Here is a 12,203-nt window from a genome sequence, read left to right as displayed (position 1 = left end):
CAGCGCCGATGGTAGTTGGGGGTTTCCCCCTGTGAGAGCAGGACGCCGCCTGGCACGCTAAGACAACTTGAGAAATCAAGTTGTCTTTTTTGTTTTTGAAAATATTTACTTTTTTATTTTATCATTTTGTTGGCGAGTTTCGCTTTCTATGTAGATAGCTCGCTTTGAAAAAAATGGGAATCTCCACTTTTCATTTGAAGAAAACGAGTTGTAAAGACAAATAAATCTTTCAGTAGAAGTGTCTGTTCCCTGATAGTCTAAAGTGAAATACTTGTACCGATAAGGAGCAGGTTGCTTAGATACAAATGTTTAACTTTTTCAACTGCCCGTCTGTCATTATCACGGTTATGCTTATCCTCATATGCTGGATAGCTTTTTGTTCACCCTCTAGCCCTTTTCTTTTAAAAAGAAAGGAGTAATTTAAAAAAGATTGTTGTGAAAATCCTTTTCAAGGGCAAGCTATTCCCAATTCACATCTCATGAAGGGGTCGTGTCTGTGGGAAGAGAAGACAAGCGAAGAAAAAAGCGAAATAAAGGATGGTTTATATTAGGTTTCTTTTTGGTCCTACTCCTGATTGGAGCAGGTTTAGCTTTTACGGTCTACCAGTCCCTTCAAAATACATTGAGTGGGGAAGTACTGCATTCAAACAAGCGGACGGAAGATGTCTCACTACAGAAAAAAGAAGCGTTTACCGTTCTTTTGCTTGGCGTGGATGAGCGCAAAGGGGATGTAGGCCGGTCGGATACCATGCTGTTTTTGTCCGTGAATGGGGGCAATAATACAGCGAAAATACTAAGCATTCCACGAGATACACGAGTAAAGATTATAGGAAAAGGGACAAAAGATAAAATCAACCATGCTTATGCATTCGGTGGCGTGAAAATGGCCGTGGAAACAGTGCAAAATTTTCTAGATATGCCGGTCGATTATTATGTGGAAATGAATATGGAAGGCATGAAAGAACTTGTAGATGCTGTTGGCGGTGTGGAAGTGCAAAATGATTCCGCTTTTTCTTACGGAGGCGATCATTTTGTTGAAGGGCATATTACATTAAGCGGATCTGAAGCATTGAACTATATACGGATGCGCAAGGAAGATCCAAATGGTGACTTCGGCAGACAGGCCCGGCAGCGTCAAGTAATGGAAGGCATCTTGGACAAAGGGAGTGACCCGGCAGTCATTTTACAATTAACAGATGTCATGCAGGCGATTGGGGACAATGTTGAAACGAATTTGTCGATCAGCGACATGCTCGCCATTCAACAAAATTACACATCGGCGCGTAACCACATCCAAACCGTTACCATGGACGGTAATAGTAAGAGAATTGGCGGCGTTTACTACTACGTGGTAGAAGATGAAGAAGTTGCACGTGTATCAAATGAGTTTAAAGAACATTTGAATTTGAAATAAAGAATCAGTTTGAAAGAACTGATTCTTTTTTCAATTAAGAAAGAGACTACATAAAATTCATGATGATGAACGCTTTTTTATTTATATTGTGCACAAGCATAGCCACTCTATAGGGCGGACCATGTTTTAAATCATAAGAAGGATGACTTTTCAGATACTTCTGGCTCAGCGGAGCAAGAAAGAACATAGGAAACTATGATATACCAAGTCTTTTCATGCTGTTTTTGCCTAGATTCTGAATACTATTTTTCATTACTGATAATAATAGTGGAAAGGTAAAAGCTATGCGAGGAGTGAAGAGCTATTGAATACAAATGATTATAAAATGATAGTAGTGGATAATGCAGCTGAGCATAAAGATCGGATTACTTGTACGATTTTTATTATGGATGAAGAAAACACCAATGTGCTGTACACAGAAGGATTCCATGTGAAAACAAAAGAAGATAGAGACATGTACGCTGAAAAAGTCAAATGGCGTTTTCTTCGCTGTATTTAAGCTTCCTTTTGCAGAAAGTGCTTGTACATAAACATTACTTTAGGCAGCGAAATCCAGGAAGTAAAAAAAGCGATTCCCCTTTATAAAATAAGAGAAATCACTTTTACAAAGTTAACTTTTTTGACGATAGGGCATAAACGGTTTTAGCGGTACGTTTATAACAAATAAAGGAACTTCAAGAGAATCCCCTATTTGCACAGTGAAAGGTTCTGTAAAACCATTAGTATCTTTTAGGTCCTCGGCTGATAAGACGTACTGTCCTGCAAAAAATCCAGCGATTCATCAGCTGCAACTTCGTGTTTTCTGCGTATCTTTTCAATTTTACACGCTGATTGTTTAAATGTTGCTGCTTCGATAATAGATCTACAAAACCAGCTGTTAATGCATTGGCTGCTTCTTTTTTTAGCTGCCAAAATGAAAAGGGAAAAACACAAGGACTGGCTGTAGAGCCTCACCCTTTCTTGTAGACACTTCCATCCATCCGCTCGGTGAACCAGCTCTCTAGGTATAAGCGAGAGCTTTTTAGCGTCTTCTGTGTGAATTTTCACGTATCCATGCTGAGCGGCCATATGCAGATAAGAGGAACGTCCCGTTTTCGTTCGTGTATGGCCAGTGCCAAACAAGCTGCCCAGTTGTCAGCCATAACGGAAATTCCTCATTTGGCTGTTCTACCGGCGGAAGATGGTGGGTAGGGTGAAGAATGGCCCTTCCAATTGCTTTTTTATATTTAAAATTTTTTGTGTTAAGGCCCGTTCTGCAAATTGGTCCGCTCCGTAGCTTTGTGTGTAATCTGTATTTATAGCAAACTAAAAGTCTGTATACAGTCATGGGGTACCAAGGGTGTCTTCACTCAGTACCGAACAGAACCGTCTAATATGCTTCTCCAGTCTTTCATACGTCATCCCGCTTTATTACAAAGCCGTCCTTTTGAATAAAAAATTAGCGTCGCATTCCCCTTCAAAATCTCCGATTTAGTGGCGGTTAGGCGCTAAGGTCTTAATTCTTCCTACTCTTCTATATATTTTTTCATTAGACCCATTGCCGCTTCTTATTTATAATCACTCATATTGATTCTCTTTTCGTTTTACAATTTATTTCCATTTTGATACGATCAACGTATTATAAGGACTAAAAAATGGAAAGGAGGGTTTGATCATGAAAGTTGCGAAGTCGTTGCTGCACAAAATTACAAACCGGACCGAAATCTTCAATGATACGCTGGATATTTATAATGACGCCCTGTCTTTCATCATTCAGGTGATCGACAAAGAGTTTGATAATACCGACGACCTGACAACAAAATCAATTGTGCCGGCAGTAGAAAAACTGATTCACGCGACCAAATCAAACCCTCAACCTAAATACAAAGAGTTTAACGAACGTTTTTACAAGTTTCCGTCCTACTTCCGCAGAAGTGCGATTGCTTCTGCTTTTGGTAAAGTAAAGAGCTTTCGCTCTAATTATCAAAACTGGGAAGAAGAGCAGAAGTACGCTTTATCCGAAGGGAAGAAGTTTAAGAAACAGTCTCCACGGCTGCCGGCGGAACATAAAGAATTCCCCGTTTTTTATCGAGGGAACATGTTTAACAAAACATCTAATACGACTGCACAAATCAAGGTATTCAACCAGAACGACTGGGTATGGACAGATATCGAATTTAAAAAGCAGGACCTTTATAAACGCGGTGTTTGGGAATGGAAAGAGAACAACCCTAAGCTGATTAAACGGGGAAAGAAATTCTTCCTCTCCATCAGCTATGAAAATAAAGTTACTTTAACAAAAACGCCTATTCAAGAACAAAAAGTGTGTGCAGTAGATCTCGGACTGACGAATTCTGCCGTTTGTTCAATTATCGATGCAAAAGGCACTGTCTTAGGACGGACATTTATTGCCCAGCCTAAAGAAAAAGACCGTCTGCAGACGCTAACGAACAAATTGCGAAAAGCCCAGCGGGCAAGCGGCTGTATTCAGGCACCGAATTTTTGGCGGCAGATCAATGGGTACCAGCAGCATATTGTCCGCCACACCAGTCATGAAATTATAAAATTCGCGGCAAAGCATGGCTGTGATGTCATCGTATTCGAGTACCTGGGCAAAATGAAAATCCCAAAAGGATTTTATGGAGCCAGGAAACTTCGTTTCAAGCTTCACGGGTGGCGGAAAATACGCATTCAGAACAAAGTGGAAGAAATGGCGCACTGTCTGGGCATACGTATTTCCCGAATCAATCCGCGAAACACCAGCGCCCTGGCGTTCGATGGCTCTGGAAAAGTGGAACGGAACCAGAAAAAAGACCTTGCCGTATTTTCAATGGGCAAAGTCCATCACGCGAATTTGTCCGCTTCTTATAATATCGGGGCCCGTTATTTCATTCGGGCTTTTCAAAAAACCATTTTGGAAACGAAATGGTTGTCTCTTCAGGCAAAAGTTCCTGAGCTGGCAATAAGGACATCCCAGACCTTGTCTTCGTTCATTAGTCTCCATCATGCACTCGGGCTTCCGAAGGAAGCTCAACCCGCTGATGTTGTACCGTATTCAAGATAAGGGATGCTCCATCAAAATCTTTGATTTAGGTGGGGAGGTTCACAATAAGCGCTGTTATGTCGTCATCTTTTTGCCTTCTTTCTTTATGGCTGTCATTCTACTATTACCTTTTTTTATTCATGTTAGGTGTTCGCATGTGCGCGTATTAGATTATGGAGCTGGTCTTTTGCATTGGCACTGCATACCCCGCCGTAATAACAGATGATGGTATCAATTTCAAGATCTAAAAGTTTATCAAGTGAGCGATAAGCCATTTCCATATCTAATGTTGTTTGTTCGATGGGTCCACGTAATGTGCCTTCCGAACAAACAAGGGCGTCTCTTGCAATCAGTACCTTACTTTGTTTTACATAAAGGCAAAGGTGGCCAGGTGTATGGCCGGGCGTGTGAATGACGCGAATTCCACCGCAGTAAGGCAGCTCTTCGCCATCTTCTATAGTTTCATCCACTTTGGACACTGGAGGGTTATAGTATAAGGCTCTTGCTTGTTCCGGAAGAGAAGCTAAAAATTCTTTTCTCATCCGCTTTGCATCGGTTTTGATAAGCGGGAGGCGGCCTTCAATATAAGGCTGGTCAAGTTTATGGGCAGACACTCTTATCGTGCCTTTAGATTCGTTTATGAGGTCAGGAAGATTTCCGATATGATCTAAATCTTGGTGGGTTAAGATAACATTTTTTAACCGGCCAAATGACAGGCCGGTACTTTTTATAGCATCAGATATGTTATGCAGTGCTCCAGGCATGCCTGTATCTACTAAAATAGCAGCTTCTTCATTCCAAAGAAGTGTGGGGTTTAAAACGATTTTTTGTCCAGACACTTGATACTCTAATGAAAGCATCTCAATCCCATCAGTAATTTTCATACGTATTTCCTCCTTTAATGCATAGTGTTACACCTGCATTATTTTTATCACAGAAAGAAATAATTGGTAAATATAAAATATTTTTGAGGTCTGAAAAAGTTTGATTTTACTGCTGGTTTAAAGGAGTCTAAAACGACAAATGAAGTAGAAGAGAGGGATTAGGGTGGATATACTTGCTTATTCACAGAATTATCAAAATAAACAGAATATGTTCAGAAGAGCCATCATTTCACTAGGAATGCGGGTCGTGCTGTTTGCGTTGTTCGGTACAGCTTTCGCTGGCATCTTTGCATAGAATGCATATCCTGTTCCATTTCAGGAAGCGGTAAAATGGTGGTCGTTGCAAGCCATCTTAGCGAACATTGTGACTTTCTTTATTTTAAGACAGTTGTTACAAACAGAGGGGCGGACGTATCGAAGTCTTTTTAATATACAAAAAGGACGAATAAAGAAAGATGCTGCAGAAACCGTCGCCCTCATTTTGATTGGGCTTTGTTAGGGGGCGTTTTTTTATACCTTTTTTTGCTTCATTCATCCTTTTAGGTTCATTCATTCCGCCTGATACGGCGAGGGATCTTTACAGTTGCTTATTCTACACTGTTTCATCCGTTTGCTTTAGAATTGTTAATTGTCCAATATTTATTAGGATTCGCCTCTTTCGTTATCTTATGCGCTAAAGCCGTACCGGTATTTAAAATGGTACGGTTTTTTCGTTATGTACATAAATGTTTTGGGCGATTTGCACCTTTAGATAAAGGCTCTGTTCAGGAACATTCGATCTAAAACTTTTTTGTTGAATTTAAACCAGTTAAAAACGCAGAATTAATTCACCTTTGATCAGGGTACATAGTATTGCTAAAAAAATGAATACTACAGTTGAAAGTTAAAAGGGGTGATATTTATGGCCATGTGTCCTTTATGTAACTCATTAGCAGTATTAGAAATTAATTGTCCAAAATGTAATACTCAATTAGATGATTCAGGCAAGGTATCGGATTTTTTAGACCCGTACGGTCATTATAATGATGAAGAGACGGTAAAAATGGGTGATGGCTATCCCAACACAGCGAAAGATCAGATTTGTCCGCATTTAATGGTCTGTAACGAGTGCGGGTATGATGTGGTGAAATTCATCGAGGAAAAATAACGGATTAGAATTGCGGCATCCGCCAATACGTGAGTGTAAATGATTGAGTGCAGGAGCGCTGAAAAACAGTGCTAGACAATTGACCCTATTAGATAAGTCCAGGTAAAGCTGTTAAGGGATGAAAATAATCTGATTGAAGAGCTGAAAGAAGTTAAAAAGCTTTTGGGTGGTGAATTTAAGCAGCCGGCTGCCGTATATAATGAACATTTGGCTGCTATGAAGGTAGTTTGGTCCTTATCTCAAATGGCGGCCAATTCCGCCATTTGAGGTTGAGGGTTTTTAATTTAGGGTGTCTTGAGAAAACATCGAAAGATATAACGAAATCTTTCTGGAACGATTATTATTTTTTTAATACAAAATCAAGCAAGTGATCATATTCAATCGGAATTTTGTACACTAAATCAAATGTTTTATGAGCAATAACGAGCAGGTTTCCTTGTTCTTCAGGAGAACCTGGCTTTGTGGCCTTTTAAATTTTAAAAATGACGTTAAATTAATCTGTCTATCTCTTTTCGCATGGCATTCCATTTTGCTTTATGTTTGGCTTTCGGGATGGAATAGTGTTTCTCGTATTTGCACATCCGGCAAGAACAGTGAATTTTACCTTTGCTTAATGTCCCGCGCACAGGCATCCATTGGTCTTTCCTTAGTTGGACTTCCTTTAGGATAGACCATTTCTTTTGAATGATTCTTTCCCGCTGGTGACGGGTATACGCTTTGGATCGGTTTTTCATGTAGATCAGCCTCCTTGACATACCCGAGCTTGCAAGGTGTCTCAAGGAGTGCTGCGGCACACCTTATAAGCACGGATTAAGGCTGATCAAATTCATTGATCGTTTCATATCCTTCTTCCTTTCATAGTGTCACAGATCATTGTATCACAAGCAGGATCCGAACACAGAAAAAACAGCCAGAGGGGGCTCCGACTGCAGAATGACTTCGATCCTTAGGGGTTGGATTTGAAATTAACAGAATAATCAGCAGTGTGTCCATTATGTACAGGATGAAGGAAGGGCTAACCTGCTTCCTTCTTCCCGTATGAAGTATATGTTTTGTTTTGATTAGTAATGCAAAAAAGCCAGGCGGGAACCTGGCTGGGGGAATGGTTTTATTCATGGGAATTGGATTCCGAACGAACAATGCTAGTATAGACCATTAAAGAAAAATTTATACAAAAAAGCCGAGAACAAGTCCACGGCTCTTGAAATATTACTCGCACTTCTATTTTAACGAACTGGGGGCTTTTTATCTATGAAAGACATTAAATTTGATCCTTCCACAATGAAGCTGGAATTGTATATAATGGAAACACCGAAAGCATGTGTGGTTGTGATTTGTGATGAGAAGGTAAAGTAAAGATCAGAGAGCTGCCTTCACATGGGGAATACAAGATCGTCACGCATCAGGCAAAATCCTGAAAGTAAATATTTCGTTTGCTAGATTTAAAACGTTGATAACAGCGGGAGAATATAGAATCAAGAATACATTCGGTTCTTCTTCTGTAGCAGCAGAGTTCACAATTACTTACTGAATAAATTTTTAGTTTGTAGTTTTCATGCTTACAAATATCCTAAAAAGAAGGAAGCGCTCACTGATGCTGGTGATTGTTTTTCTTTACGCTGAGATCATGGCTTAGGCAGAGAGAATAAACATAGACGGTGAGAGAATGTGGGGAAGCCAAAAACCGATAGAGGAAAAGTAAACAGATTGAGACATTCGTGAGCTGATGGCTACAAATAGACCCGTCTACAAACGGGTGAAAGGTCGAATTAGGCAGAAATGAGACAGAAACTAGGTGTAACATGGCAAAGGTAGTAAAACTGTTTAATCAGCAGGGAGACGCTCTTGCTGTATTTCATATATGTGAATAAAGGTATTTAACTTCTTTTGTGGTATGGTAAGGCAAAGGAGGTAGACAATGAAAACGTATAGACTGACTTTTGTTTTTTCATCTGGAAAAGAACTTGTTCAAGAAGTAAAGGCCGATTCGCCCGAAAATGCATTAAAGTCCATAAAAGATGGAGAAGTTTACACGTTTGTTGATAAAGACGACGCGCTCATCCAAGCAAATATGGAGAATGTCGATTATGTAAGAGTGAAGGAATATTAATATAGCAGAATTCAAGCATCCTACGGGATGCTATTTTTATGTTCAAATACGCAAAGTAATGTTAAAGAGGGAAATTAGCTTCTTTTGTCGAATGTAAGGGGAAAGGAGATGTTCTTATAAAAATTAAAGTGAGTTACTACACCTTAGACTGTGATGGGATGCCAGAAGGACGTCAACTTTACGAACAAGTAGAGATTGATCCAGACTCAAGTGATAGTGTGAGTTCGTTGGTTAAAGAAGCATTGATCAAAAAGCTGGCTACGAATAAAGACAAATTAAAAATTATGAGTATGACATGAATTTTAATTTCGTTTTCTATAGGCATCCTGCGGGATGCTTTTTTCTTTGCTTAAAAATAATCTCGGAGGTGGTGGTGATGTGAAGTGGCAAACTGGGATGATATCAAAACAGAATGGGAAACAACCAAGATCACGCTTGCTGCATTAGCTACTATCACAGCAGTTCACAACCACTGGCTTTTTGACAATCCACGCTTAATGTACATGCACTGGGAAGATGTTGGCGATCCTGTTGCATTTGCTGAAGATAGTTATAACGCGGCAAGAGAAGCAGGCTTATTGAAATAAATCTGCAATATGCGCCCTCTTTTAAAGAGGACAACTTCTTCTAGCTGCTCCATTTACTAAGGAACAAAATATACATAAATCAAATTTACCGCGTATTAGTATGAAAAATCACCTACTTCTTCTCATTTATCTTAAGATACAGGAATTTATAAACTTTGCGTTCATAACATGGAAAAAGCGATAGGAAAGGTGGTAAAAACATATATGGAGATACCGGTAACTGGATTGATAATTGATTCAGACGATCCAAATTCAGATTCTCATCATTCTCATCATTTGTATATTACAACATGGAATGGGCAGCCCGTTCATACCCATCATTTTTCAGGATTAACCTCTTTTGATGCTGGACATCGTCATCAATATGCTGGAATAACGGCACCAGCTCCTACTGGCGTCCCTCATACTCATCGATACTTAACAGTGACTTCATTTGATGATGGGCATGAACATGAAGTCCGAGGGGTAACTGGTCCAGCTATTCCCTTGCCTTGTGGCAGACATTACCATACTTTCCGAGGAGTAACAACTGTTAATGGTTCTTATCCTCATTCTCACAGGTATAGTGGCAATACTAGCGTTTAAAACTTAAAAATGGCTGTCGGATAGTCCGGTAGCCTTTCATAAAGAATAAATGAATGCGAAAAGTATTTCGATTTACACTTATTTAGGAGAAATTAAATTAGTGACAGAACAAAAATCTATTTTTTTCTTGTCTTTTCCACTCCCTCGAGGCAATTCTCGGGGGTTCCTTTGTTTTCATTCCTGCTTCACTACATGTATTAATTGGGCGCGAATAAAAACACGAAAACATGTTTGTTTTTTATTTTTAACAAAAACGTACGTTCTGTATAATTGAATTAACGAATGAAGGGAGCAGTTAAAATGGAAGGATTGTTTAAAACGTCACTCAAAACAAATCAGCCTGTTTTAATCATATACATGGCAGAAAATCTAGAGATTACTGATCGTAATATTATTGCGAGAAAGATCGCAAAGGATTATATCCGGGCGTACTGCCTAAAACGGGGCAAATTGCAGACGTTTAAACGAGAAAACATTTTGGCAGCTGCTAAGCCTAGACAAAAGCAGGGTGTACGTTATGCGTAAACCACTATCCGCTCGTCAAAAAACTATTTTTGAATACGTAAGCAGCTTTATTGAACAAAAAATTAGCGCCGCATTCCCCTTCAAAATTTCCGATTTAGTGGGGGTTAGGCGCTAAGGTCTTCATTCCCCATGTTCTTCTATATATTTTTTTATTACATCGCTTGCTGATTTTTACTTATCATCACTCACACTGATTCTCTCTTTTCGTTTTACAATTGATTTCCATTTTGATGCGATCAACCTATCATAAGGACTACAAAATGGAAAGGAGGATTTGGTGATGAAAGTTGCGAAGTCGCTGCTGCACAAAATTACAAACCAGACGGAAATCTTCAATAGTACGCTGGATACTTACAATGACGCCCTGTCCTTCATCATCCAGGTTATCGACAAAGAGTTTGATAATACCGGCGGCCTGACAACAAAGTCGATTGTGCCTGAAGTAGAAAAACTGATTCACGCAACTAAATCAAACCCTCAACCTAAGTACAAAGAGTTTAACGAACGTTTTTACAAATTTCCGTCCTACTTCCGTAGAAGTGTCATTGCTTCCGCTTTTGGCAAGGTAAAAAGCTTTCGCTCTAACTATCAAAATTGGGAAAAAGAGCAGAAGTGCGCTCTTTCCGAAGGAAAAAGATTTAAGAAACAGCCTCCGCGCCTGCAGGCGGAACATAAAGAATTCCCTATTTTTTATCGAGAGAACATGTTCAACAGAACATCCGATACATCAGCACAAATCAAGGTATTCCATCAGAATGACTGGGTATGGATAAATATCGAATTTAAAGGACAGGACCTTTATAAACGCGGTGTCTGGGAATGGAAAGAGAACAACCCTAAGCTGATTAAGCGGGGGAAGAAATTCTTTCTTTCCATCAGCTATGAAAATAAAGTTACTTTAACGAAAACGCCTATTCGAGAACAAAAAGTGTGTGCAGTAGACCTTGGACTGACGAACTCTGCTGTTTGTTCAATTATCGATGCAACAGGCACTGTCTTAGGTCGGACATTTATTGACCAGCCTAAAGAAAAAGACCGTCTGCAGACGTTAACCAACAAATTGCGGAAAGCTCAGCGGGCAAGCGGCCGTATTCATGCACCTAATTTTTGACGACAGATCAATGGGTACCAGCAGCATATTGTTCGCCACACTAGCCATGAAATTGTAAAATTCGCGTCAAAGCATGGCTGTGACGTCATCGTATTCGAATACCTGGGCAGAATGAAAACCCCAAAGGGATTCTATGGAGCCAGGAAACTTCGTTTCAAGCTTCATGGGTGGCGGAAAATAGCCATCCAGAACAAAGTAGAAGAAATGGCGCACTGCCTGGGCATGCGCATTTCCCGGATCAATCCGCGAAACACCAGCGCCTTGGCGTTCGACGGCTCTGGAAAAGTGGAACGGAACCAGAAAAAAGACCTTGCCACGTTTCCAACGGGCAAAGTCTATCATGCGGATTTATCTGCTTCTTATAATATTGGAGCCCGCTACTTCATTCGGGCTTTTCAACTGAGCTGGCAATAAGGACATCTCAGACCTTGTCTTCGTTCATTCGTCTCCATCATGCACTCGGGCTTCCGGAGGAAGCTTAACCAGCTGATGTTGTACCGTATTCAAGATAAGGGATGCTCCATCAAAATCTTTGATTTAGGTGGAGAGGTTCACACAAACCATTATCTCTCATCTGTTCGTGAGATCGGGGAGGGTGTTAATTTGAAATCAACCTCTACCGTGCAAGGTCATTTGTACAGCCTGCGAATTAAAGGCTATCTTACTTGGCAGGAAGGAAAGCCACGTACATTACAAGTGGTTAGAGAAGAAGTAGTCGTATGATAAAAAAGCCCCGGTATATGATATTATCCCCTTTAAGTAGACAGTGTAAAAAGCCCACGTGTTAACATGTGGGTGTATATACTTCTTCTTGGAGG

Annotated in this window: 12 protein-coding genes and 1 pseudogene; 11 read left to right on the top strand and 2 right to left on the bottom strand. The window is 40.1% G+C overall.

Going from position 1 to position 12,203, the window contains the following annotated elements:
- The first annotated feature begins 496 nt into the window (after window positions 1-496).
- From RG959_RS23290 to RG959_RS23280, 3 genes are all read left to right on the top strand, one after another.
- Window positions 497-1,414, top strand: a complete 918-nt coding sequence (locus tag RG959_RS23290; RefSeq protein WP_342799185.1) for an LCP family glycopolymer transferase — start codon at window positions 497-499, stop codon at window positions 1,412-1,414.
- Window positions 1,415-1,718: 304 nt separating this feature from the next.
- On the top strand, window positions 1,719-1,913 hold the full coding sequence (locus tag RG959_RS23285) for a hypothetical protein (RefSeq protein ID WP_342799184.1): 195 nt from the start codon (window positions 1,719-1,721) through the stop codon (window positions 1,911-1,913).
- Between the two features lie 1,155 nt (window positions 1,914-3,068).
- Window positions 3,069-4,457, top strand: a complete 1,389-nt coding sequence (locus tag RG959_RS23280) for an RNA-guided endonuclease TnpB family protein (protein WP_342799183.1) — start codon at window positions 3,069-3,071, stop codon at window positions 4,455-4,457.
- 122 nt (window positions 4,458-4,579) lie between these two features.
- Here the strand turns inward: RG959_RS23280 and RG959_RS23275 are convergent, their stop codons facing one another.
- Window positions 4,580-5,320, bottom strand: coding sequence for an MBL fold metallo-hydrolase (locus RG959_RS23275; RefSeq protein ID WP_342799182.1), 741 nt, complete (start codon window positions 5,318-5,320; stop codon window positions 4,580-4,582).
- A gap of 901 nt (window positions 5,321-6,221) precedes the next feature.
- On the opposite strand from RG959_RS23275, the gene RG959_RS23270 reads away from it, so the two are divergent.
- Complete coding sequence (locus RG959_RS23270; protein ID WP_342799181.1) at window positions 6,222-6,467, top strand: hypothetical protein; 246 nt, start codon at window positions 6,222-6,224, stop codon at window positions 6,465-6,467.
- Window positions 6,468-6,955: 488 nt separating this feature from the next.
- Here RG959_RS23270 and RG959_RS23265 read toward each other — a convergent pair whose 3' ends face one another.
- The gene (locus RG959_RS23265; protein ID WP_342799180.1) at window positions 6,956-7,201 is read right to left on the bottom strand and encodes a hypothetical protein; all 246 of its coding nucleotides are present in this window, start codon (window positions 7,199-7,201) and stop codon (window positions 6,956-6,958) included.
- Window positions 7,202-8,385: 1,184 nt separating this feature from the next.
- Between RG959_RS23265 and RG959_RS23260 the strand changes: the two genes are divergently transcribed.
- The 7 genes and pseudogenes from RG959_RS23260 to RG959_RS23230 all read left to right on the top strand — a co-directional run bounded on the left by RG959_RS23260 (window position 8,386) and on the right by RG959_RS23230 (window position 12,108).
- Window positions 8,386-8,577: a hypothetical protein gene (locus RG959_RS23260; RefSeq protein ID WP_342799179.1), complete on the top strand. Its 192-nt coding sequence runs from the start codon at window positions 8,386-8,388 to the stop codon at window positions 8,575-8,577.
- 452 nt (window positions 8,578-9,029) lie between these two features.
- Window positions 9,030-9,164 (top strand): annotated as a pseudogene (locus RG959_RS23255) (DUF1259 domain-containing protein); the annotation flags it as partial.
- Window positions 9,165-9,368: 204 nt separating this feature from the next.
- Complete coding sequence (locus RG959_RS23250; protein ID WP_342799186.1) at window positions 9,369-9,749, top strand: YmaF family protein; 381 nt, start codon at window positions 9,369-9,371, stop codon at window positions 9,747-9,749.
- Window positions 9,750-10,049: 300 nt separating this feature from the next.
- Window positions 10,050-10,274: a hypothetical protein gene (locus tag RG959_RS23245; RefSeq protein WP_342799178.1), complete on the top strand. Its 225-nt coding sequence runs from the start codon at window positions 10,050-10,052 to the stop codon at window positions 10,272-10,274.
- Between the two features lie 280 nt (window positions 10,275-10,554).
- Window positions 10,555-11,385, top strand: coding sequence for a hypothetical protein (locus RG959_RS23240; RefSeq protein WP_342799177.1), 831 nt, complete (start codon window positions 10,555-10,557; stop codon window positions 11,383-11,385).
- A 111-nt stretch (window positions 11,386-11,496) separates the two neighbouring features.
- Window positions 11,497-11,799 (top strand): zinc ribbon domain-containing protein, encoded by a 303-nt coding sequence (locus tag RG959_RS23235; RefSeq protein WP_342799176.1) that lies wholly within the window; start codon window positions 11,497-11,499, stop codon window positions 11,797-11,799.
- 39 nt (window positions 11,800-11,838) lie between these two features.
- On the top strand, window positions 11,839-12,108 hold the full coding sequence (locus RG959_RS23230) for a LexA family protein (RefSeq protein WP_342799175.1): 270 nt from the start codon (window positions 11,839-11,841) through the stop codon (window positions 12,106-12,108).
- Window positions 12,109-12,203 lie beyond the last annotated feature (95 nt).

The organism is Domibacillus sp. 8LH, from assembly GCF_038806185.1.
Taxonomy (GTDB): Bacteria; Bacillota; Bacilli; order Bacillales; family Domibacillaceae; genus Domibacillus; species Domibacillus indicus_A.
The sequence above is the reverse complement of the archived record's forward strand: the minus strand, read 5'-3'. Positions and strand labels throughout refer to the sequence as shown.